Source organism: Proteiniclasticum aestuarii (genome assembly GCF_017368455.1).
GTDB lineage: Bacteria > Bacillota > Clostridia > Clostridiales > Clostridiaceae > Proteiniclasticum > Proteiniclasticum aestuarii.
Window position 1 is genome coordinate 41,097 of the sequence record NZ_JAFNJU010000010.1, and the last position, 23,412, is coordinate 64,508.

Genomic DNA, 23,412 nt, shown 5'->3' on the forward strand with positions numbered 1-23,412 from the left:
CGCTTATTTCTCTTCCTCTTCCACAAAGTCCCGGAAAGTTTCCACCATCTTTTCATCCGCCTGTCTGTCGGAATAGCGGATTGATGCATAGATGGACCTGATTTCCTGACTTCTATGAAAGATTTCCTTTCCCTTTTCCGCCACGATGAGGGATGTGTCTGATTTTTCGATATTTACATGCTGCCTGATGCTTCTCAGATATCTTCTGTAATAGAATCGGATCTTCTCCCGGGGCGTCCTGGGCATCTTTTCTCTTCTGCCTCGCCGGCCTTTCTCTCTCTCATCCAGGATGAATTCACGGACTTCCTCAAAAGGAAGCCCCTGGCTCATCTTTCCTCTTCTCCCTTTCATGAACCGGACAATGAGAAAGATCACCACAAGAACCAGAATAAGCGGAATCAGGGTATCCAGCACCGGTGTGCTCCTGATTTCCTGCACGCTTTCCTGAAATGCATCGGTGAAGGATTCCAGAGCCTGCTCCTCCTGTGGTTCTTCCCCCGGTGGAAGGCTTCTGAGAAGATCGATGAATTTCATGAAAATCCAGAAACCAGCATAGACAATGGGATACGCCACATAATAGAGCAGCCCCAGAAACGCTTCATAGAGAAGTCTAAGCATCTCCAGAGAACCGCTTCTCAGCTCCTCTATGGTGACAACCAGAGAGAAGACGCTGGTAAGGGACAGATAGAAGAAGATGTTTCTTCTGTTCTTCTTCTGGTCCAACCCTGCCTGCCTGTGCCGTAGAGATGTGGTGAGGATGATGGTTGTGAAAAAGTACAGGAGCATGTAGGGCAGCGCTCTTCCCACAAGCCTGCCCATGAAGTTGTTTCCGGTTCCGATCAGCGTGATCACAAAAAGAATCCCATAGGTCACCCGGAAACGGAAGGACAGATCTTCAGGATACAGCCTACCGAGCTTCCTGTAGTAATAAAGAATGAACACGGTGGTGTACAAAGCAGTGAAGAAGGCATTGTCCTGTGTCCTCTCCAGCAGCCAGGGCAGACAGAGAAGTGCCACAAGAACTCCTTGAGAGAACTTCCCTTCCGGCTTTTTCCACAGATAGAAGCAGAAAACCAGCACCACATAGAGAAACAGCGCGATGCCTCTTAAAGCTGGAACCTCGAAAAGCACCGTGAGCAGGGAAAAGGTCAGAGATAGGATGGAAATCAGTTCAAGAATCAGCATTTCCAACGAGATTCACCCCCTTATAGACTTCCATGGATCTGGGCAGCTTTTCCAGATTCACCGGATCACTGACGATGACCACGGTTTTACCGAAGGATCTGGAGAACTCCTTGAGGGGCCTGATGTATTCCGGCAGAATCTTCGGTGTCACCAGAATGAAGGTCTGATAGGCATTCCGGTTTCTCGATAGTGCCTTCAGGCCTTCCTCCAGGGTCATGGAGATGACATTGCCGAGTTTTCCGAGAATCTCATTGTACTTTCTCAGATTTTCTCTGGAGAGACCTGGCGGATAATAGTATCCTCTTTTCCGTCCTGCCGGATTGTATCCGTTGCTGGAGAATCCGAAGGGTATTTTCTCCTTGGTCAGCTCCTCCATGACGGATCGTGCAAGTACAATGGACTGTTCCACCGCATCCACATCCGGGTCCTGCCAGAATGGTCTGGCGCTTTCCAGATTGAGATACACCAGGGCACTCTTTTCCGCAGTGAAGTCGAACTGCTTCACCATCAGCCTGTCATGCTTCAGTGAGGATGGCCAGTGTACATGTCTCTGGGACTCGCTGCCGGTATATTCTCTGATGCCACGGATCATGAGCGGATCATCGATGATCCATCTTTTTACGGAAAAAGGCCCGTATAGTCCTGCATAGGGCAGAAGGATCTCCTTCAGAGGTCTCTTTTCCGGCAGCACCACCACCGGAATCTTCAGCGGGATTTCCTTATAGATCTGATGAAACCCAAGAAAGTCACCGATTTTCAGGGAGGCTTCTTCGATATACCAGACGCCTCTTTTTCTTCCATGGACATGATAGGTTCTCTTCACTCTCTGGAACGGAAGAAGAAACAGACTGTAGCTGTTCACTTCAATGGACAGAGCTTTATTGTAGTATTCATCCACCCTGAGAAAGGGTACGGAAATGAATTTCCTGTTCTCCACCACAGGCGTGAGCCTGATCTCTTCTCCGATTTCAACCACCTTCTTATCCACGGTGGTATGATATGTCAGATTTTTCCCTGCATAGCGGAAAAGCACCTCATTGAGGATGAAGGTCAGAAGAAGGATGCCAATAAAAATCCAGAGCATCAGCTTTCCTCCAGATTTTCAAGAGGCACCTTGATGCTGCTAAGAATCGCCTTTATTCTAGCCATGCATTCCTCCACACTGCTGGCGTCATCCAGAAGAATCCGGTGATTCAGGGTATAAGGCGCCATCTCCTGGATGTCTTCAGGCATGATGTAGTCTCTTCCCTCAAGGGAAGCTTTCACCTGGGCTGCCTTATAGAGGGCAATGGATCCTCTCGGACTCACGCCCAGGCTGATTTCCTCGGACTCTCTTGTGGCATGGACGATGTCCAGAAGATACTCCATCACTTCATCTGTGATGGTGACTTTCCGGATCTCCTCCATCATGGAAAAGATGCTCTCCATATCTGAAACACTTTCAAGCTCCTCCAGCACCTCTCCGAAGGTATTAAGGAGGATGATCTTCTCTTCGGATTTACTGGGATAGCCCAGCCTGATTCTCATAAGAAACCTGTCCATCTGGGCTTCCGGAAGCGGAAACGTTCCATAGGATTCGATGGGATTCTGGGTGGCCAGAACCATGAAGGGCTTCTTCAGTCTTCTCGTCTCTCCATCCACGGTGATCTGCCTTTCCTCCATGGCTTCCAGAAGAGCCGACTGGGTTCTGGGCGTTGCACGGTTGATTTCATCAGCCAGAATCACATTGGAGAACAAAGGACCTTCCCTGAACTCGAAGTCCCTGGTCTTCTGGTTATAGAAGCTTACACCTGTGATATCCCCTGGAAGAAGATCCGGTGTGAACTGGATTCTTTTGAAGGGAAGCTCCAGGGTCTTGGAGAAGGAGCGGACCATCATGGTTTTTCCCATTCCAGGCAGATCTTCCAGAAGAATATGGCCTTCAGACAAGAAGGCGATGAGCAGCAGTTCGATTTCCTTTTCCTTTCCGATGATCACTTTTCCCACATTTTCAAGAACTTTCATTTTTAATTCACTCGTCTGATTCATACATCCTCACTTTCAAATTCACAAACCTTCATTTTCTACATGGCAATCGGGTAATCCTTTACATATGATGTCTATCATTAATATACACTGATTTCGTCTGCCGGTCTAACAAATCCTTTCTCTCATTGCCCATTTTCCCATCAAAGATGTTTCATACTTCTGCTTTTCATCCGAAAAGGTGGAAAATCCCGAAGAAGTTCGGGGTTTCCGATGAAAAATACGGGTTATACTGTAGAGACTGAAACAGTTTATGCTTATGGAAGGAGGTTGGACAGGAACATGAACCGAAGAAGAATGCTGCTGGTGCTGATCTTTTTTGCGCTTTTCTATTCGGGTTTCCTCCTCTTGGGTGAGCCTGAGAAAAGCTCTCCTCCGGAAGTGATCTATGAGACCGCCTACGAGCATAATTATTTCGTCATCAGGAATCAGATCCGAAAAAACTATTCCATCAATGGCTCCCACATCAAAGTGCTGGAAACGGAGAGGCAGGACCACATCAGTTTCGTGCTGTTTACCTTTATGGATGATCGGCACCACTACATCGGACAGCTCATCTATCTTGATGCGCATGAAGAGAATCCGGAGAATCCCCGCATAGCTGAAGATGGGGTGAAATCTCTGAAGATCCATTCACTGAAGGATCAGAAAACCCCCTTCAGGATGATGACCAGCATGGTCACTGTGGATCAGATGGACTACTGTTTCTATTACGGATGGATCAATGACAGTAGTGTCCAGAAGATCCGGTTCGATTTCATCGATGAGCGCTTCGAGGTTCATCCTGAAGGACAGAAGTTCTTCCATCTCTTGCGGAATAAGAACATGAAGATGCATAAGACCACCGCCTTGGACTCCAATTCTCTTGTGATTCAGGAATACACCTACTGATAAAGGTCTGTAGCCGTTCATAAGTAAGGAGAGCCAGAAAGCATATTCCCCCTATGCTTTCTGGCTCTCCTTGTTCTTTTCTTCTTTTCTCTTCCTGAGAAGTGCCATTCCATGGGAAAGTGTTGTCACCGGATGCTTCAGAAAATATCTTCTGCTGCTGTAGCGCATGACTTCCCGGATCTTCTCTCTATGGATTTCATCATAGCAGTGCACGCTGCAGATGCTGCAGAAAACATGCCCTCCTTCATGGGGACAGGACATGGATTTCTTCTCCGCATAGGAAAACAGCGCGTCGCACTGCCTGCAGGGCTTCTTGTGACTCATGCCTCTGCAGTAGATGCCGATCATGTCTTTCAGTATGCCGATCTCACTCTTCGTCTTCAAACCCATCACTCCTTAAAGAGAAAACGCTCATCCTTCTTCTCTATTATTTCCTCAGAAAATCACTTACTTTACACAGCCAGATCATATGATCGCTTCCTTCACCCCAGTAATCCTTCGCAATCCTGTAGGGTTCTCCGAACTTTCTGACCCATCTTTTCTGCGCTCTCTTATAGCCGCTGTCCAGGCAGAATGTCTCGATTCCCCTTCTGTGCAGCTCATGAATCATGGCATGGATGAGCTGGGACCCGATGCCCTGATTCTGCATCTCCGGCAGCACGAAAAGGCTTCCCAGCTCTCCGATATCTTCCAGGGCACCGTCTGTACATGACCGGATGATTTTGCCGCAGGGTCCGAAGGAAATGGTTCCGATCACCTGCCCCTTCCATCTGGCCACGAGGAAAAAGACAGGACTCTGACCGTTCATGGCCTCTTCCAGCATCCTCTTCTTATGGAGGATTTCCCCTGTGATGTCTTCCTCCAGATGGCCCAGCCCCTCTTTCTCGAAGGTGTCTCTTACCACTGTTTCAAAGACATGAAACGCATCAATAAGATCATCCAGTCCGGCCTTTGCTATGCACACTCTGTATTTCATTCCCTTCTCCTCTTATAAACGTGTTTGTTCTTTCTTTATATTTTATCATCAATTATTTCTGAAAGCCTCTAAAACACTCATTTCCTTACTGAATCATGAGAAATATTGTGCCCAGAATGAATGGAAAATGGAGTTTTTCATCATAAAATTTGCCATCTGATTTCCGCAGAAGAAGGATATGGTTTCAATGTTTCGTGATTTCTGGCCAGTGTAATAAAAGAACCGCCACGTTTCTGACTGAAATCAAAAACATGGCGGTTTTCTATCTTTTAAGCTCAGCTCATTCACTTTCTGAGAAGCTTGATATCGCTTCTTCCTAAAAGTTCTGAATCGACTTCACAACTTATCTGCGAACAGGTTTTACTCTGAGGACAGCCCGAACATTTGACCCCATTTTTTCTGTCCCGCAGTATTTTCATGACTGCCGCTGCAAGGATCAGTCCGATGACCAGCAGTACGATTATATTTTCCATTCTGTCACGCACTCTCCTTCAGGTTTTTCAGGTCTGACCTTTCTCTCCCATACATGAGATAAATCACCACGCCAATCAGGAGCGAGACAGCCGAAAGTCCCGGAAGGAATCCTTCGCCCACTGACCCCGTGGTCATAAAGCTGCCGATCTGATAGACAAAAAATGATACGGTATACCCCATGCCCAGCTGGAATCCGATACCAGCCCACAGCCACTTTCTGCTTTCCATTTCCGCATTCATGGCGCCGATGGCCGCAAAGCAGGGTGGGGTGAAGAGATTGAACATGAGATAGGCCAGGGCACTGACGGAAGTCAGTCCCATGATCTGGGCAATGGACGCTGCACCGGAAACCAGCACCAGCTCCTCCGTATTGATGAAATTCGTGATGCCGTAGACCACCGCCAGGGTCCCTACAACATTTTCCTTGGCGATGAAGCCTGTTACCGCAGCTGCAGCCAGCTGCCAGGTTCCGAACCCCAGGGGAATGAGCAGAATGGAGAAGGGATGGGCGATAGATGCGAGTATACTCGATGCCTCCATGCCTTCCTCCACCAGCTGAAGATTCCAGGTGAAGCTCTGCATGATATGGATGATCGCATTACACAGAAGGATGATGGTCGCCGCTTTGATGACAAAAGCTTTCCCTCTGGAAACCATGGAGACCAGTGCTCTTTTCACACTTGGCACGCGATATTCCGGAAGCTCCATGATGAAGTAGGAGGCTCTGCCGCTGTCTCTGGTGATTCTTTTTACAATAAGAGCACCCAGAATGATGATGCCTATGGCCACAAAGTACATGGCTGTTCCGACCCAGGCGGAGTTTCCGAAGAACACACCGGAGAAAAGAGCGATGACGGGAAGCTTTGCACCGCAGGGCATGAATGGTGTCAGCATGGCTGTGGTTCTTCTCTCTCTTTCATCACGGATGGTTCTGGTGGCCATGATGCCCGGTATGGCGCATCCTGTTCCGATGACCATGGGAATGATGGACTTTCCTGAAAGCCCCACCTTCTTCAGATAGCGGTCCATGACCACGGCAACTCTTGCCATATATCCGCAGTCTTCCAGCAGTGCAAGAAGGAAAAACAGGACCATGATCAGCGGAAGAAATCCTACCACCGCACCTACTCCACCGATGATTCCATCCAGAAGAAGCGTGTGAAGTATGGGGGAAACGGAATCCCCGAGCATGCCTTCCACCAGCGCATAGAGTCCATCGATCCACCCGACGAAAAGATCCGCCAGCATGGGTCCAAGGGTGCTCTGAGACAAGGAAAACACAGCATACATCACTACAGCGAATATGGGAATCCCGAAGTATCTATGGGCGATGATTCGATCCAGAGCATCGGAACGGTTCTGCCTGCGGCTCTCCACTTCACGGCTTTCCACATCATCAAGAAGCGCTTCCACGTACTGGAATCTTCGCTTCTCCAGAGATTCTTCTGTCTCCTCTTCTGCAGCGGAGTCGTCATTCCATGGCGTTTCCTGCCCCTTATGTCTGGCAGCTGAAGCAGTTGAAAGAAGTTCCTTCAGTCCCTTGTTCTGTATGGAAGAAGTTCTGACCACTGGACACTTCAGTTTCCTGCTCAGTTTCTCCGTGTCGATGCGGATGCCTTTCTTCTCCAGCAGGTCGCTCTTATTCAGGGCAACGACCACAGGAATGCCTATTTCGATGAGCTGGGTCGTGAACATCAGTCCTCTGCTGAGGTTGGTGGCATCCACGATATTGATGATCACATCCGGACGTTCCTCCACCACGAAGCTTCTGGTGATGCTTTCTTCGGATGTGAACGGAGAAATGGAGTACGCTCCTGGCAGGTCCACCACGCGCATGTTCTCGCTGTTCTCTTTCAGGAGAACTTTTTTCACATCTCCTTCTTTTTTGGCGACGGTTACGCCGGGCCAGTTCCCCACGTGTTCTATTTTACCTGTGATGGTATTGAATAATGTGGTCTTACCACTGTTTGGATTTCCCGCTAGTGCGATTCTCATAATATCCCCCTTGCACATTGATGCAAATTATTTATTAAAGTTAGTTATAGCTAACTTTCAAGTAAAAATAAAGGCAGATTCTCCTCAGATGAGGATGGATCTTGCCAGTTCACTATCGATACTGTATCTGGCTCCCTTGATATGTACAACATAGTTGTCCGCAAGGCGTGATATGACGGTGATTTCTTCTCCCTCATAGCATCCCAGCGTGAAAAGAAATTTCCGCATTTCCGCATCCTCTGTTCGGATGCCTCTGATCACAGAAGTTTCATTGACTCTGGAAACAGTAAGGTTTCTTTCTTCTGGTGCAGAATGATCCATGGATCGGCTCTTCGTCCTGAAAAACCTGCTGACAAATGTGAATTCCATTTTCTTTCCCCCTTACCCTGCTTAAGAATGCAACTTCTGGTCTTTGAGATAGGTTCTGATTCCTTCGAGCATTTCATCCGATATGACATGTTCCATGCGGCATGCATTTCTGGATGCTTCTTCCCTACTTAGTCCAAGGGAATGCTGAAGATAGGAAATGATGAGCCTTCTTTTATGGACCACTTTCTCCGCAGCCTGTCTGCCCAGATCCGTCAAGGTGATGTGTCCATACAGTTCCTTATCGATGTATCCTTCCTCCAGAAGCTGCTTCATGGCTTTACTGACACTGGGCTTTGTGACCCCTAATATGTCGGCAATCTCCACTACTTTGGCAGATTCGTGCTCCTCTTCCAGAAGCATGATGGTCGCCAGATACATTTCTGTAGATTCTGTAAGTTTCATCTTGATCCCTCTCCTGATTCCATCAGACCTTGAAAAGTTTGCTTAAGCTAACACATTCAGTTTAATGTTTCGTTATATTATTGTCAACAAAAATAATCTCTGTCATTCTTATTTCAGAGTGATTTAATCAGATTTTCTGATGGTTTTATATTAATTTACTGAAAAACACAGTTCCTGTTACTGATCCGATGCCAAATTCAGTTTATTTTCATGAATTTGAAATCCGAAAAAGGAGTCCAGTTCATCGGCAAGGTAACGCAGAAGAACACCGGGAGGCTTCGTGTCTGATGCCTCCTGATGTTCTATCGCTTTTCACTCGAATATTTTTCTTCTGTCGTATTACTTCAAAACTGCAGCTTCTGAACCTACTCCCGCTTCTTCTTTTCATCCAGTTCCTTCTCCATTCTGAGCGCTCGTGGAGTGAATCCGAATTTTTCATAAAGTCCAATGGCTTCTTTGCTGAACAGATGGACCGCAAGTTCAATTCTGGAGGCTCCATTTCCCGAAGCATATTCTTCGATATAGGCAAGAAGCCTGGTCGCAACCCCCTGCTCTCTGTGCTTTTCGGATACGGCAAAATCATGGATATAGGCATATTGCCTTTCCACCATCATCGGCAGATTGACCTTCATGCATTCAATGAAACCATAGGCTATGATTTCATCATTCGTGAGCGCCACTAAGATCACCTTTCGATCATGTCTGAAAAAACTCTTCAGAAACCCTTCTGTGTATAAGATTTCGCTTTCCCTGTAGACATCGGGACGCTCCTCCACATACAGTCGGTGGGCTTCATTCTTGATCTTCAGGATGCCGTCCAGGTCTTCCCAGACTGCTTTACGTATGCTGAAATTCTCCATTTTCTTCCCCTTCTTCAATTTACACAGTTTCATCCTTCTCGGGTCCTATACGCTGATTAAAGCATAGAAATATGTTTAAAGTGTGCCTTTACAATGCGGCAAGGACAGATTCACAGGAGGGTGTCCATCCCTTCTCGGCTTTTGGCATAGGCTTTTCAGGCATCACCTTTACGCAAAACGTGACGAGAGATTCTCATCGAATGCCCTCGTCACGTCTTTATAGTCCTATTTCAGCTCTTAGTGGTCGTGCTCTTCTTCTGCAGCCATGCCTTCTGCTCTGGTCTTATGCACGGTTCCATGTGGATGTTCTGCAGGGGCATAGATGGAGTATACCTTAAGAGGTTTGTCTCCCTCATTGGTCAGATTATGCCATTTACCAGCTGGTACCATGATGGCGTCATCATCTTCTGCATGTTTCTCGAAATCCAGATTGTCTTCGCTGTCCCCCATTTGAACCAGGCCTTTGCCTTCTTCAATTCTCAGGAACTGGTCGATGTCATGATGCACTTCCAGTCCGATATCCTCTCCCACCTCAATACTCATGAGAGTCACCTGAAGATTCTTTCCTGTCCATAGGGCTGTTCTGTAATTCTTATTGTCCTTTGTTGCATCCTCGATGTTGATCACCAGTGGATTGGCACCATAGTCCTTTAATTCCATAATATTTCCTCCTTGATTCATCATTTATATTCGTTCACTCAAAACTACAGCTCTTTCCAACATCCGTTTTCTCTGTGGTAACAGGGAATCAGGAGAAATGCCTGTCATGAATACCTACATGACTTCGTATATATTCTGACTTTTTTATGAAGCATTGATTGAAACTTAACATATATTCATTATACCACACCACCTGGAATAACCGAAACATACTACCTGGGGGTATATCCAGCATCATAGCGCAGCTGCTTCTGATGATCATCTGTCTAAGAATCTCTGTATCCACTGAATTCAGCTCATCACAGATATTGATTCATTTCATGTTCTTCCTTTTTTCAGTGTGAAACCTGAGTGAACTCAAAGGGTCTAGAGGTAAATTTTGTATGAATAATCTCTTCTATTCCTGTAAACATCACTTCTGAAGTCTAAATCAGATACCCCCCTGCACAGCTTTAAGCTGTGCAGGGGGGTAGTCCTAGCGTTATTCTTTTTCCGATAGATCAGAGGTGAAGACAGGAAGGAAAGAAGATATATTTACAATATACATGATGACTTTTCTTCCAAGCCAGGATGCCTGGAAACTCTCCATAGTTTTGAATACTACAGTTCCAGGTATTTCAGCATCTTTACCCTTTCTCAGCCTCGTGTTTCTCTAGGATGTACTGTTATGGATTCAACGGGATACTCTGTATAGGTAGATAGAGAATCGTTATTAAAATCATCGAAATCAAAAACACCCCTGTAAAAACAACAGGTTTTTACAGGGGTGTTTTTGATTAGTTCCGATTACTCCATTTCATGACAAATTCCCGTTCTATGGTTCGCAGGTCCACCTGATGTCTGTAGTGCCGGAACCCATGCTTCTTATAGAACTCCAGTGCATTTTCATTCTTCAGATATACTTCGAGCGTAAGTTTCTCTCGTTCTTCCTTGCATTTCATGAGCAGCTTGCTGCCGATTCCTTCTCTTCTATATGGTCTGTCCACGTAGACACCTAAGATATGGTTGTCTTTGGTCATCTTGACGAATCCCTTCACCACTCCGTTGGATTCATAGACATAAATGTTAAGATCGGATAATTCCTTCTTCATGTTCCTGATACTCTTTTCCCAGTAACTGCAAGGAATGAAATCATGAGCTTCCTGGTTGACATCCAGCCAGATCCGCAATACATCATCCGTCATCTTTTCATCAAACTTTCTGATTTTGTTCATTTTCTAACATTCCTCCATCATCTTCACAATCGTGTAAAGTGCTTCACTACCTCTAGGATAGCATGATTGCAGGAATAATTCATTATATCGATGTAATATTAACGACATATGTTATTAATGAAAATTCAATTATTCTGACAAATAAAACCGTTTGTCTGATATTCCTTTAACTTTCTGACTCTTTCATCAAAAAAGCCCCTTAAAATTTCATATTTCCTGAAATGCTTTGACTTCTAAACTATTTTCGTATCCTTTGTTCTGCTGAGCCACCACTCAAGAATGACTCCATAAATGATGCCTGCAGTGAAACTCACAGGATCTTCAAACCCTATTGAACTGTAGAAAGCAAAGGAAACAAGCAGTCCCAGCACGCCCCCACGAAGAAGCGCCTTCACTCTCGTGGTTACAGGCCAAGGAGCGCCAACGATAAGGCCAATGATCACTCTGTTGTACCAGAGAGAAAAGACAAAGCCAGGAGAAGCACTGGAGCCCGACCTTATATAGGCTCCTATGACACAGACTACACCCAGAAGTGCACCACCGATCAATGCTGTTCTCATTCTTTTTGTCATGTTGACTTCCTTTCAGATCCTCAAGAGAATCTCGCTTTTTCTTTCAGTATAGCATCTCTACAGGAGATGAATCATCGCTTTATTCAATAAATCTGCATGGAAGCTGCTCATCCATACATCAGTTCTTATGAGATTCTGAACTACCTTTCGTCGAAACGGCATGTCATAACATCCTCTTGAATTCCTGTATCACAGGAAGAGAAAACGTTATCTATTCCAGTCTCAAGGAAAGCGCTGCATCGAAAATCCTGCTTCCGATGCAGCGCTTCATGCTCGTCTATGGATCTGTTCGCATGACAGATCAATCTGTCAGAAAATACCTTACCATGATGACCCCGAATCCTGCTATGATGCCCATGAATACATAGAGCATGAACAGTTCCGCCTTTCCGCCGCCATATCCGCCCTGCTGAATGTCTTCCTCAGCCAGCCTGAAGTTTTTTGTGATTTCATTCCCTTCCTCATCATAGAAGGAACTTCCAGTAAGACGAGGATTATGGATCGTGATTTCCTGAGAACTCCTCACAATCTCCAGCAGTTCATCTTCTTCGTAGACATGGAGAAACTGCAGATTTTCTTTATCAAACTTCACTGGAATTCGGATCCTGTGATCTGACAGATCCCCTGGCATTGTATAGGCGGAGTAGTCCAGTCCATACTGCGCGATCTCCTCAGAGAGATTGTATCCGCTGACTGCAATGTATCGCTCCTTCCCGCTTTCAATGGGGTAATGCTGCACCACAGAAGAGTATTCCGATGGCCTAATCTGCACCCTTAGGATTCTGTACCTGTTGTTCCATCCTTTCACGAACTGTGCTATGCCATTGATAGACTCCTGATCCCGGTCCTTGAAGGAAACGAAAAGATCTCTTCCGATGGAATAGGTTTCCAGAGCATAGGCCTCCACAGGCTGCTTAAATGGTGCTGTGAATTCCGTCACAGCCAAAGCCAGCTCTGTTTTATCCAGCGCATAGCTGAACTCCATGGCGTAGACCACATAGGTCAGAATCAGCGTCAGAAGGATACTGATTCCCGCAGCGATGAGCTTCGTCTTTCTTATTTTCCTGAAGAATTTCAGCTCCGCCTTGGGGGCTTTCTCCACTTCAGTGACTTCCTCCACCATGGCTTCATGAATGCTTCTGCATTCCCCGCAGGTTTCCAGATGTTCTGTCACCAAAAGATCGGTCTCTTCACTGGTGAGATGTTCTATATAGCTTGGCAAAAGATCCTGCACGATGCTGCACGTAATATCCTTCCTCATTCTTTTTCCTCCTCCCTCATGATTTTCTGCTTCCCTCGATAGAAGGTGACCCGTGCCCAGGTCTCGTTCTTTTCCAGTATCTCCCCGATTTCCCGAAAGCTCAGCTCTCCTGTGAGCCTCAGGTACATCACTTCTCTTGTCTTTTCATCCAACTTCTGCAGTTTCTGATACATCTTCAGTTTCGCATCGCTTTCCACAACCTTCTGCTCCACAGAGCTTTCTGATGGGATGAGATCAGAGAGATCCTCCAGAGAATCTGATGTGTGACTGCTTGATCTCTTGTACTCCTTATACCAGAGGTGCTTTGCAATCTGACAGAGCCATACGGACACTTTAGCGTCTCCTCTGAAACTGTCATAGGTCTTCATGGCCTGATAGAAGGTTTCCTGTGTCAGTTCTTCAGACAGGTCTGCACTTCCTGTAATGGAGAACAGATACTTATATACGGTTTCGAAATAGTCCCGATAGAGTTTTTCCAGATCCTTCACCGACTCACCTCCTACTAATATGTGTCACATAATCCTGTTTCGTTACAGAATATCAGAAATTAATTTAAATTCTGCAGCCGTTCTCAATCATTATACCCGATTCTAAGGCACTACCCTAGATAGATGCCTTCTACGAAATCCTCTCTGACTCAGATACCTCAGAAAAGTATAGCCAGTTTCATCTGATCTGATTCTGCTATAATTATATTCATAATCATCCAGCTCTATGAAAGGAGAAAATCATGAAAGCGATCATCACAGGAATGAACGGAACCGTAGCCCCCTATGTATATACGGAGCTCGAGAAGAGAAACATCGAAGTCATCATCTGGGACCGCAGTGAAGTCAGCACGGACAACCAGAAAAGCATATCTGATTTCATAAGAACAACCCAGCCTGATCTTTTCTTCCACATCGCCACAGGACCGGTGAAGTGGCTGGAATTCATTGCCAAGGCGACAAAGGAGCTTGGTGTGAAGCTCCTTTTCACAAGCTCCGTATCCGTCTTCTCCGAAAAAGGAAGCGGTCCTTATGATCCGGAGAGTGTGCCCGATGCGGAAGAAGAATACGGCAGATACAAGATTGCCTGCGAAGAAACTGCAAGAGTCTGGAACCCGGACTCCATCATCCTCAGGCTGGGCTGGCAGATCGGATCTGAGGAAGGGTCCAATCACATGGTGGATTTTCTGGCAAAGGCCCAGAAGGAACATGGCTTCATTGAAGCAAGCTCCAGATGGTTTCCATCCTGCAGTTTTCTGGAAGACACATCTGAAGTCATCGCACAGGCTGCCCTGACCTATATGCCAGGAACCTATCTCGTCAATTCAAACAGAAAATACTCCTTCTTCGAAATCGCAGAATTTCTGAAGACAAAGCACCATGCCCCTTGGAACATCAGGGAGACAGTTTCCTTCAAGAGAGATGACAGGATGGCTGACCCTCGAGTCGAAATACCAGAACTCTTCTGACGCCATCACCATCTGAGAACAGTGAACATCTGAAAAAGACTGAGATCAAGCATCCCAGTCTTTTTAACTTGCCTAGATTCTTCATCAAGTGATTCCTGAAATTCTTTCTCTGTTGCTTTTTCAGGAATCAGGCTTTCCGTTTACTGCCTTTATGAGATCCCCATGCTTCTTTTCAATCCACCACACAAAAACCCATGCCATGAGACTGGTCAGAAGGGTGAAGGGCGTACCTGGAAACAGAAGGACAAGAAGGAAACTCATGGTGTTATTCAGTCCATGGAGAAGGATCACGGCCAAGATGCTGTCCATGGCTTCATAGAGAAAGTTCGTGATATAGTTCATGGCCACGATGGATGCTGTAAAGCCGATGAGTGATGGAATCAGAACAGCGGCTCCTGCAGGCAGATACAGAATGAATAGAAGCGGAAAATGCCACAGCGCCCAGACGAAGCCTCCCTTCCACGCAATGTCCCAGAAGGACATGCCTTCTGCCTTCATTTCAGGGTATAGAAATCCTCTCCATCCGAATTCTTCCGTTCCACTGGTGATGATATTAAACAGAAAGTACATCCACACTGCGCTAAATGCAGTGCCGATGCTCTGTCCTTTCAGATCATAGAAGGACGTAAGCAGGCTGAAGATCACTGCCGGCAGTACCGAAATCACAGGAATGAGAAAAATATAAGGCCAGAGATTCTTTCTCTTATCCGCTCTTCCATTGAGACTTCTGAAACCGGAAACCGTTAGAAATCCCACGAAAGGACCATATACAGCCAGTGCAAAGATCAGCTGGGGAGCAAAGGCTTCTGTGCCCAGAAACTCTGTGAACAAGGTGAGCAGGGTACTTTCCGTAGAAAGAACCAGGCCTGCTCTCTCACTGAGCATATAGGCGCCTCCCCATCCGATCCATGTCCATGCAAAGGCAATAATGAGATACAGTTTCGTTTTTCTGTTCATCCTCCACATAGGATTCACTCCTCTTTATGATTTCTGTATTGATATATTCTCATCAGCAGCATATGACGTTCTGATCATAACTGATCAAACACTGTAGATTCACTATATGGAAATAATCAAAAACAGTTCCAGCAATATCTACACATGCCTGATATCCGTATTCATTGACACCTCATTGCTTATGGTGTAAACATCTTCCATCCCCAGATCATGAATATCCGTTTTTCCATTGGCCCTGGCAAATACTGCCAGCTCTTTTTTCGTTCCTTCGTAGAAGTTTCTGAACTGATGGAGTGCCCTCTCTTCGTCAAAGAGAGCCCTTAAGTTTTTGTCCTGTGTTGCAATACCTGCCGGACATAGACCCGTATGACAGACTCTTGACTGTAGACATCCTACAGAAATCAGGGATGCTGTAGCAAGGGCTACTGCATCTGCACCAAGCGCCAATGCTTTGGCGATGTCAGAGGAATCTCTGAATCCTCCAGTGACACAGAGTGTTACTGGAGACCCTTTCTGATCGAGATATTTTCTGGCTCTTCTGATGGCGAAAATCGGTGGAATCCCAACGTTATCTTTCAGAAATTTCGGAGCAGAGCCTGTTGCTCCCCCTCTGCAGTCAATGGTTATGAAGTCCGGTTCGGCTCTCAGTGCCATATCAAGATCCTGCTCGATATGTGCTGCGGCGATCTTGATGCCAACCGGTACCCCACCAGTGATTTCCCGTATGCGGGATACTTTTTCCACAAGATCGGAAATGGTATCCACACCATGGAATCGTCCGGGAGAAACGGAGTCTTCTCCTTCTTCAAGATTTCTGATCTTCGCTATTTCTTCTGTAATCTTATGTGCTGGAAGATGTCCGCCAAGGCCCGGCTTCACTGCTTGTCCGATTTTCAGCTCCACCGCATCAGCCATTCTGATTGCTTCCTCATTGTGAGAGAACGGTGCAGTGCCAAGTTCATAAATATACTTCCGCGCTGCGCTTCTGGATTCAGGAAGCATTCCGCCTTCACCGGAACACATGGCTGTATCAACCAACGTCGACCCTTTGGCTAAAGCGATTTTCGCTTCACGGGATATGGCCCCGAAAGACATATGTGAAACATAAAATGGAATCGATAGCGTAAGCGGTTTTCGCGCATTTCTTCCAATCACTGTCTTCATGTTCACGTCTATATCCGCATTATAAGGCATGGGCTCCAACTGAGCTCCCCTGAAGAGAATGGTCTTCCAATCCGGAAAACTCTCCAGTGTTCTCATGGATGAGTCTTCACTTCTTCCTGTTTCCGAAAGGTTCGTGATCGTATCCATCTTGTTATCAAAAACTTCTCTCTCAACGCACGCTCTGTTCATCTTCTCACTGATCAGTCCTTCATCCCTGAACTTCTCATACCAGTGTTCTCCGCTGCAGAAAGGTTTATTCATGGAATGACCACATCTGCACAAGGCATAATGGTTCACCGTCTGTGGTTTCTCCTCCGACAGGAGCTCGATTCCGCCCCTGACATGATAGGGACCATCTTCTGTGATCACTACTTCTTTTTCGCTGTAAAAATCATCGTGCTTCACACCATCCACTGAATAGCTCAGTGCACCTGAAGGACATTTCTCTATGGTCGCTATGATTTTTTCCATGGACTCCGCATCTGGGACAATCCAGGGTTCCTCCTTCATTCTGAACACCTCCGGTAGTCCTTCTGTACAGAAACCGGCATGACTGCATATTCCCCGATCATCGTGGATGATGATTTCTTTTCCCACATAGGATTCCAGTTTTCTCTTCACCCGGTCCGGACTTTTCGCATCGTCGAATCCGATTCTTCCATGGGTTCCATCACAGAACGGTTTCGTGTCGGACTTTCCACAGCGACACAGTGCAGTTGATTTTCTGTGTATCTTAACAGGACGTCCAGTTGACTTCACGATATGACGGAGTTCCTCTGCAACAAAAGGCCCATTTCCTGCAATCCTCATGATGGCTTCTCTGTTCATTCTGATCATCCTCTCCTCATGCTTTTAGTATTCCCTGATTGAATAGCCCGCTAACAGTTCCATGTGTCGGTGGATCCATGCACACTCTTCACTTGTCCTTTCCAGCATGCACCCTAATGTCTCAATAATCATGTTTGGGCCATACTGAATGATGTTATTTGAAAACCTCAATATACTGAATACCAATTGAAGGCTTATTTTTCTTGAATCAATATCTGTTCATGCATAGCACTGATTTCTTCAGAAGAAGTTGCTTAAGAAGAAGTTCTTTATTTCTTCATGCTAAACCAGCCTTCCTTTTCTCAGTGGTGCGGTCATGAAACGCCATGCCGCTTTTCTGCGTGTAAGCCAGGCAATCTGGGCATCATTCTTTCTGTTCTTCAGCATGCCGGGCACAAGAAACTTCGCCACCGTTTCCGGCTTGTCCGCCAGGATATTGAAGATTCTTTTAAACTTCTCATTGGCCATGAGCTCTGCAGTGCCTCCATCCGGCATTCTGGTGATGAAATCCGTCAGCATCATACCGGGAGACAGACGCCCTGCCAGGACTCCTGTTCCTTCCAGTTCTTTGGCCAGCCCTTTCATGAAATATGTCAGGGCATGCTTCGTTGTGCCATAGAGAATGGTCTTTTCCTGAATCATGTTGTTGGAACCAAGCCCTTCCATGCTGTAGATGCTGCCATGCCCCTGCCTGATCATTTCTCCGGCTGCCACCTGGGCCCCATAGATCATGCCAGTCAGATTGGTGCTTATGATGTTTTCCGTGTAGCTCTCCTCTGTTTCCCAGGCGAAGACATGGGGTGTATTCTGACCTGCATTATTGATCCAGATATCCACTGTTCCCCACTTTTCGACGGATCGGTCCCAGAGATTCTGAAGCTCCTCTTTCATCTGAACGTTGCAGGAAACATACATATATTTCCCTTCAAAGTCCTTCAGCCTGATCCGCGATTCATCCTTCAGCTCTTCTCCCCTTCCGGACAGCGTGACGCGGCATCCCTTCTTCAGAAACTCCACTGCCATATGATAACCGATGCCACGGGTACTTCCCGTGATGACGATACTCTTCATTTTTCATCCTCCCTGATTCTTCCTGCTTCCTTTCACAGAACCCATCCTGTTTCCTCTTCCATGCCGTTTCTTATATTATATCCCTCGCTCATCCTGTATTCTGGATAATCCTCTGACTTCATAAGCCAGCGAGAGACTGAAAAGAATCTCAATGACAAGCATGGAGCCCGCTACCATATACGGTGGAAAACGGATACCAAGAAAGAGAATCAGAATCGGAATGAGAACTGAAAAGAAATAGTAGCTTTTAGACTGATACAACCATCCATAAGGCAGCAGGTGCGCACCAAAGATCATGGCGAGAACCATGACCATTTTCTCGGGCACTGTAGGATATACCCACATGGCGATAAGTAGATACAGCATCTGGTTCGCTGAGAACAGCACCCCTAAAGAGGTCAGAGGATTGCTTTTGTTGGAAAAGTCCACCCTGATCACTTTGGCGATGAGATAGGCCAGGGGCATCAGCGGCGCAGTGATGAAAAACGTCAGCAGATTTTTTGTGAGTATGGGCAGTCCTGTAAGGTGCACCGCAAGGACAGCACTCCATAGAACCACGGAGGCCAGAATGAAGTGTAGTCCTTTCTTCTGTTTTACTGAGGAATCCTTTCGCTTTTCGTCTAAATTCATATAATCCGTTTTCCTTTCATTCTGATTGATCATTTTCAGCATGGTTTCCGGAGTCTGAGAATCATTGCAGGAGGAATTTCTATCCATTCCTTCTCTTCCCCAGAAAAGCAGGGTTCTTCCATTGCATCCAGCACAAACCCGGCTTCAAAACTCTGATGGAGGATATCCGACAAGGGTCTGTGGTAGTAATACTGCAGTACAGGCTGCCCTTCTATGGCATAGCCTTCATAGCATTCTGGTGTCCTGTAGCGGAAAACCTGAACTCCGCTTCTTTTCTTCCCCCCGCTGCCCTGATCTTCCGAATCCATGACTTTTCTCATGCCAGGTGTCTGAAAACAGGGATGCATGATGGAGAAAACAAACACGCCCTGTGGTTTCAGCAGTCCGTATATCCCATGGAGGAGCGGTTTGATATCCGCAATATCCATCAGGGCCATGTTGGCTACGGCCTTGTCATAGGAGCCTTCACCCAGTTTCATGAGTGCATTGAAATCTGTGGCATCCATGACTCTGAAATCAATACGGTTTCCATAGGCTTCGCATCTCTTTCTGGCATTTCTGATCAGATTTTCACTGTAGTCAAAGGCCGTAACTTCAGCGCCCAGTTCTGCCAGTCTTCTGGAAAAGTTTCCATTGCCGCAGGCCACATCCAGAATCCGCTCCTGACTTCTGATGGCGAGGAGCTTTTCGGTAGAGGGTCTCACGATTTCCCTGTGAAATCTGTTGGAATGTTCTCCCATCTTTTCATCCCAGAAATCCGCATTTTGCTCCCAGCGGGCTCTGCTTTCCTTGATTGTCTTTTTCCAGTTGCTCAAATTTCTCACCTCTCCTCAGCGTACATAAGTGCTTCCCGATTCTACACGAAAGCATTTCATTGTCTTTCGGAAAACAGTTGCTCAGGTCGATCTTCTGTGCAGCATCAGCTGACTTTCCTCCTGTTTGCATTTCTTGTCAGAATCAGAGAAGCAGCAACATTGATCAGAACCAGCAGCAGTATTCCAGTGATCACCATTTTCTTTTCTGATGATTCAAGTGATTTCATGGACATTTTTCCCTCCTTTGTTATCTGTAGCGCGCATATCAATACTCACCTAGGAAAGTTCGCTTTTTGATGGAAGCCTCTACCTTCTATGGTTCTCTCTGATGAAGGGCGCTGTGACCTCTTCACAGGTCAGCAGCGTATAAGCTGAAGGTCTTCTGTAGGCATTTCCATGAACTTCCTGTTCACGGTACTTTCTCAGCTGCGTAAGATTCAGCTCTGCCGTATAGATTCCCTCTTCCTCTCCTGCTTCCAGGATACAGGTGTCTCTGGAGCTGGCAAGCTGAGGAACATAGGCTACACCGTCAAATATCGTGGAATGACCGTTGCAGTCCGGTTTTCCTGACGGATAGTTGCAGGTGGCTATGCCCACCATGTTTTCATAGGCGCGGCCACGCAGCTGGGCCAGCCGATTGATTTCCATAGGACAGGCATTGGGCACCAGAAGAAGCTCGGCACCTTTCAGCATCAGGATCCTTGCACTTTCAGGAAACTCCCGATCATAGCAGATCATAGACCCCACCTTCACATTCCCCTTTTCCGTATCAAGGTCCGCCACAGGAAAATCCTCTCCAGGCATCAACCTGCACTCCTCTCCGAAATCGCAGGTATGCACTTTCGCATAGCTGTAGACTTTTTCTCCGAATCGGTCATAGAGCGTTATGGTGTTTCTTGGCAGCGGCTCATACTCCTCCAGAAAGGTGATGCCGATGGCCATGGAAAGTTCTCCGGCGAGTTCTCTGAAAGCCTTCGTAAATTCTCCATCAAGGGGTACAGAAGTCTTTTTCATAAGATCCGGATCTTTCGGAATCTCATATCCGCTGCTCCACATTTCAGGAAAGAGGGCGATATCGGCTCCAGCCTGTTTGGCTCTTCGCGCATAATCCATTCCTTTCTGAAGATTTCCCGCCTGGGATCCTGTAGGCAGAATCTGAAGTAAAGCGATCTTCAGAAGAATATCCGTCTGTTTCTTTTCCAACTGTATCTCCTCCCTGTTGTCATGCAGTGTTTTAAGGATGCTTCCTGTTCTGTCTCTTAGTATTCTTTATGCTTCATTCACAGCATCGCAGTATTTCTTCTCCTTTGCAGCTTTAGCCTTATGCACTTTCTTGTAGCGATACATCTCTTCATCGGCTTCCTTCAGTGCTTTGTAGACGTTCAGATCTTCTCCTCCCTGAAAAATGCTGTATCCATAGGATACCGTAGGCAGAGCCATCCCGTTTTCACGGACATCGTTTAGCGCTATGGTCATGGTTTTCAGTTGTGTTTCTATCTGATCAGGGTCTGTTTCTCTGCTTAGTATGGAGAACTCATCTCCTCCATATCGATAGCAGGTGAAATCCTTCGAAAAGGATGCTTTCACAACAGAAGCTACAGCTTGAATGACCTTATCTCCATAGTCATGCCCATAGGTGTCATTGACATTTTTAAACTCATTGATGTCCAGGATGATCACGGAAAAGGCACTGGGCTTTCTAAGCTCCGTCACCGCCTTGTCAAAGGATGACCGATTATACAGGCCGGTCAGCGTATCAAAACTGGTGTCAAATTCAGAAAGCAGCAGGAAATAGAGCCCCAGTGCCAGTGTCACACTGTGCCAGGAAGAATAGGCTGACGGCACCACCAGCTGGATGCTGGTGCCCAGTATGGTGAAGACGGAAAGTGCCATCAGCTTCTTCACAATTGGATAGTTGTAGGTTTTCCCCATGTCCAGAGTTCTGACCACAAGGATCATGAAATTGAATGCATATGCGGTGATGAAAAGAAAGAAAAAATCGCCTCTGGAGTACTGGTTGCTCTCATTGATCTGAAAGAGAATACCAAATAGAGGTGACAATAAGGCTGCCATGATATTCAGCATGGTGGGAACCAGGATCAGCCTATGGACTTTAAGTATGCCTCGGTCAAAAATCAGTGAAATCACGATGGGAATCAGAGGCGTCAGCGCAAACCCTATGACATTTGCCAGCAGGTTCAGCGTACGCAGATCGAGATGATCTTCTCCAGCTGCGATGGTTACCGCCTCTGCTGATAGTATGAGGACGGTAAGGATGATTCCTGCCGCAAAAGGTCTCTTTCTTCCAGGATGGACCGCAGTACTTGACCGCAGCAGTCCCATGAGAATAGTCAGCGCAGCGATGTCTATGAAGTAGGTGGCAGCGTACATCAAATCAGAACCTCCAGATGCTCATATTTTTGTTGTGACTCATTACAGTTAATGATAATAATTTATCAATAAAGTGCTGCGATATCTTACACTGTACTAGATGCAGGAGCCTCTTCTGCTATGGTATTCATTTCAATAATAAGCTCATTATATATGCAACTTTATTCTCAGTCAATTCAGAAAATTGGCCTCAGTGGAATTTTATAGCATCTGGACAAAGATCAAATCCGGAATCCCTCTGAAGAGGTTTCCGGATTTACCATTTCTATTATCGGATGCTACAGTACCCTGGCAAGATGCATCCCTAAAACCAGGAAAAGAATCAGTCCGCCTGCCATTCGGTGCACACTCAGATACAGTTCTGAAGGCTCTCCGCCTTCCACCCACAGAAAATGCTCCAATTTCCATGCCAGTTCAGGAAAGAGGATCAGAAAAACACCGAGAGCAGAAAGAAGCAGCAGAATCAGCACGATGACTACATTGGCTTCCACCATACTGTCTCCCATGGAGGAAACGGCATCCTCCAGACCATAAATCATCTGCACATCAAAGGGCAGATCTTCCATTCTGCCATGATTTCTTGTTGCGATTCCTTCATCGCTTTCAAACCAGCGGCTTTCGGAGATGGCTTCCACATAGACCTCTTCGCCATTTTCCGAAATGCGGTATCCTTTCTCGAAGAAATCATCCGATTCCACCCTGAACTCTTTCTCACCGTATTCCACTGTATATCGCGTCGCAAAGGAAACCTGATTCTTGTCTGGCTCTTCAATAATCACTGTCAGGAGTTCTCCATCCTGATCTTTAAAGACCCTATCCCCCTCCTCTCTGGACACCAGATGAAATCGGGTATCCTCCACCTTGAAGGAAGTGTCTTTCCGATAGGCGAAAAATCCCAGCAGGATATTCAGAAACAGCAGCAGTAAAACCGCAGCACCTAACCAGTTCATTCGCCTCTTCATATAGTCATCATTTCCTGTTGTGTTCATGGATCCTCCACCTTTCAGATTTTCTGTTTCATTATATTACACCTTAATATACTCATATTATTGATTTATCAATCCAAATTAATTTTTCGTAGTAAGAATATTATAACAATATTTTACTATTCTGTATTCCCTATTCTCAGCTTCATCGATATTTCAGCCAGCCTTCATCCTGAAACATCGGATTTTCATCACAGTTCATCCTATTCTGTGGCACCTAATTCTCTATG

At 46.2% G+C, this 23,412-nt stretch carries 25 protein-coding genes and 1 pseudogene; 2 read left to right on the forward strand and 24 right to left on the reverse strand.

Annotation, left to right across the window (positions count from 1 at the left end):
- Nucleotides 1-3: 3 nt before the first annotated feature.
- From J3A84_RS12540 to J3A84_RS12550, 3 genes are read right to left on the reverse strand one after another with little or no spacing between them, the layout of a single operon-like run.
- Nucleotides 4-1,191 (reverse strand): hypothetical protein, encoded by a 1,188-nt coding sequence (locus J3A84_RS12540; RefSeq protein ID WP_207600384.1) that lies wholly within the window; start codon nt 1,189-1,191, stop codon nt 4-6.
- Nucleotides 1,172-2,269 carry a DUF58 domain-containing protein gene (locus J3A84_RS12545; protein ID WP_207600385.1) on the reverse strand — a complete coding sequence of 366 codons (1,098 nt, stop codon included), beginning with the start codon at nt 2,267-2,269 and terminating at the stop codon, nt 1,172-1,174. The genes J3A84_RS12540 and J3A84_RS12545 overlap by 20 nt, the downstream gene beginning before the upstream one ends.
- A complete protein-coding gene (locus J3A84_RS12550; protein WP_207600386.1) occupies nt 2,269-3,213 on the reverse strand; it encodes an AAA family ATPase in 945 nt (314 codons plus the stop codon). Before J3A84_RS12550 ends, J3A84_RS12545 begins: the two co-directional genes overlap by 1 nt.
- A 279-nt stretch (nt 3,214-3,492) precedes the next feature.
- On the opposite strand from J3A84_RS12550, the gene J3A84_RS12555 reads away from it, so the two are divergent.
- The gene (locus tag J3A84_RS12555) at nt 3,493-4,101 is read left to right on the forward strand and encodes a hypothetical protein (protein ID WP_207600387.1); all 609 of its coding nucleotides are present in this window, start codon (nt 3,493-3,495) and stop codon (nt 4,099-4,101) included.
- A 51-nt stretch (nt 4,102-4,152) separates the two neighbouring features.
- Here the strand turns inward: J3A84_RS12555 and J3A84_RS12560 are convergent, their stop codons facing one another.
- The 12 genes and pseudogenes from J3A84_RS12560 to J3A84_RS12615 form a co-directional block, all read right to left on the reverse strand.
- Nucleotides 4,153-4,485: a nitrous oxide-stimulated promoter family protein gene (locus tag J3A84_RS12560; protein WP_242694215.1), complete on the reverse strand. Its 333-nt coding sequence runs from the start codon at nt 4,483-4,485 to the stop codon at nt 4,153-4,155.
- A 43-nt stretch (nt 4,486-4,528) separates the two neighbouring features.
- Complete coding sequence (locus tag J3A84_RS12565) at nt 4,529-5,077, reverse strand: GNAT family N-acetyltransferase (protein ID WP_207600389.1); 549 nt, start codon at nt 5,075-5,077, stop codon at nt 4,529-4,531.
- A 284-nt stretch (nt 5,078-5,361) separates the two neighbouring features.
- Nucleotides 5,362-5,550 carry a FeoB-associated Cys-rich membrane protein gene (locus J3A84_RS12570; RefSeq protein ID WP_207600390.1) on the reverse strand — a complete coding sequence of 63 codons (189 nt, stop codon included), beginning with the start codon at nt 5,548-5,550 and terminating at the stop codon, nt 5,362-5,364.
- A 4-nt stretch (nt 5,551-5,554) separates the two neighbouring features.
- Complete coding sequence (feoB, locus tag J3A84_RS12575) at nt 5,555-7,546, reverse strand: ferrous iron transporter B (protein WP_207600391.1); 1,992 nt, start codon at nt 7,544-7,546, stop codon at nt 5,555-5,557.
- 84 nt (nt 7,547-7,630) lie between these two features.
- A complete protein-coding gene (locus J3A84_RS12580; protein WP_242694217.1) occupies nt 7,631-7,915 on the reverse strand; it encodes a FeoA family protein in 285 nt (94 codons plus the stop codon).
- Between the two features lie 21 nt (nt 7,916-7,936).
- Nucleotides 7,937-8,317 carry a metal-dependent transcriptional regulator gene (locus J3A84_RS12585; RefSeq protein WP_207600392.1) on the reverse strand — a complete coding sequence of 127 codons (381 nt, stop codon included), beginning with the start codon at nt 8,315-8,317 and terminating at the stop codon, nt 7,937-7,939.
- A 365-nt stretch (nt 8,318-8,682) separates the two neighbouring features.
- A complete protein-coding gene (locus J3A84_RS12590; RefSeq protein ID WP_207600393.1) occupies nt 8,683-9,177 on the reverse strand; it encodes a GNAT family N-acetyltransferase in 495 nt (164 codons plus the stop codon).
- 237 nt (nt 9,178-9,414) lie between these two features.
- Nucleotides 9,415-9,837 (reverse strand): annotated as a pseudogene (locus J3A84_RS12595) (cupin domain-containing protein); the annotation flags it as partial.
- 776 nt (nt 9,838-10,613) lie between these two features.
- Nucleotides 10,614-11,051 (reverse strand): GNAT family N-acetyltransferase, encoded by a 438-nt coding sequence (locus J3A84_RS12600; protein WP_207600395.1) that lies wholly within the window; start codon nt 11,049-11,051, stop codon nt 10,614-10,616.
- 233 nt (nt 11,052-11,284) lie between these two features.
- The gene (locus tag J3A84_RS12605) at nt 11,285-11,623 is read right to left on the reverse strand and encodes a hypothetical protein (protein WP_207600396.1); all 339 of its coding nucleotides are present in this window, start codon (nt 11,621-11,623) and stop codon (nt 11,285-11,287) included.
- 301 nt (nt 11,624-11,924) lie between these two features.
- Nucleotides 11,925-12,884: a zf-HC2 domain-containing protein gene (locus J3A84_RS12610; protein WP_207600397.1), complete on the reverse strand. Its 960-nt coding sequence runs from the start codon at nt 12,882-12,884 to the stop codon at nt 11,925-11,927.
- Nucleotides 12,881-13,372 carry a sigma-70 family RNA polymerase sigma factor gene (locus J3A84_RS12615; protein WP_207600398.1) on the reverse strand — a complete coding sequence of 164 codons (492 nt, stop codon included), beginning with the start codon at nt 13,370-13,372 and terminating at the stop codon, nt 12,881-12,883. The genes J3A84_RS12610 and J3A84_RS12615 overlap by 4 nt, the downstream gene beginning before the upstream one ends.
- Nucleotides 13,373-13,614: 242 nt before the next feature.
- Here J3A84_RS12615 and J3A84_RS12620 point away from each other — a divergent pair, with 242 nt between their 5' ends.
- Nucleotides 13,615-14,340 (forward strand): sugar nucleotide-binding protein, encoded by a 726-nt coding sequence (locus J3A84_RS12620; RefSeq protein ID WP_207600399.1) that lies wholly within the window; start codon nt 13,615-13,617, stop codon nt 14,338-14,340.
- Nucleotides 14,341-14,460: 120 nt separating this feature from the next.
- Here the strand turns inward: J3A84_RS12620 and J3A84_RS12625 are convergent, their stop codons facing one another.
- The 9 genes from J3A84_RS12625 to J3A84_RS12660 all read right to left on the reverse strand — a co-directional run bounded on the left by J3A84_RS12625 (nt 14,461) and on the right by J3A84_RS12660 (nt 23,185).
- Nucleotides 14,461-15,306: a CPBP family intramembrane glutamic endopeptidase gene (locus J3A84_RS12625; protein ID WP_207600400.1), complete on the reverse strand. Its 846-nt coding sequence runs from the start codon at nt 15,304-15,306 to the stop codon at nt 14,461-14,463.
- A gap of 129 nt (nt 15,307-15,435) precedes the next feature.
- Nucleotides 15,436-17,298, reverse strand: coding sequence for a glutamate synthase-related protein (locus J3A84_RS12630; protein ID WP_207600401.1), 1,863 nt, complete (start codon nt 17,296-17,298; stop codon nt 15,436-15,438).
- Between the two features lie 273 nt (nt 17,299-17,571).
- Entirely contained in the window at nt 17,572-18,360 is a 789-nt protein-coding gene (locus tag J3A84_RS12635) for an SDR family oxidoreductase (protein ID WP_207600402.1), read from the reverse strand.
- Nucleotides 18,361-18,435: 75 nt separating this feature from the next.
- Nucleotides 18,436-18,990: a DUF7010 family protein gene (locus J3A84_RS12640; protein ID WP_207600483.1), complete on the reverse strand. Its 555-nt coding sequence runs from the start codon at nt 18,988-18,990 to the stop codon at nt 18,436-18,438.
- Nucleotides 18,991-19,025: 35 nt separating this feature from the next.
- A complete protein-coding gene (locus J3A84_RS12645) occupies nt 19,026-19,805 on the reverse strand; it encodes a class I SAM-dependent methyltransferase (protein ID WP_207600403.1) in 780 nt (259 codons plus the stop codon).
- Nucleotides 19,806-19,909: 104 nt separating this feature from the next.
- A complete protein-coding gene (locus J3A84_RS15425) occupies nt 19,910-20,038 on the reverse strand; it encodes a hypothetical protein (RefSeq protein WP_281069642.1) in 129 nt (42 codons plus the stop codon).
- A gap of 73 nt (nt 20,039-20,111) precedes the next feature.
- Complete coding sequence (locus J3A84_RS12650) at nt 20,112-21,008, reverse strand: carbon-nitrogen hydrolase family protein (protein WP_242694218.1); 897 nt, start codon at nt 21,006-21,008, stop codon at nt 20,112-20,114.
- Between the two features lie 66 nt (nt 21,009-21,074).
- Complete coding sequence (locus J3A84_RS12655) at nt 21,075-22,196, reverse strand: GGDEF domain-containing protein (protein ID WP_242694229.1); 1,122 nt, start codon at nt 22,194-22,196, stop codon at nt 21,075-21,077.
- 278 nt (nt 22,197-22,474) lie between these two features.
- The gene (locus J3A84_RS12660) at nt 22,475-23,185 is read right to left on the reverse strand and encodes a DUF6199 family natural product biosynthesis protein (protein ID WP_207600405.1); all 711 of its coding nucleotides are present in this window, start codon (nt 23,183-23,185) and stop codon (nt 22,475-22,477) included.
- Nucleotides 23,186-23,412: the final 227 nt, after the last annotated feature.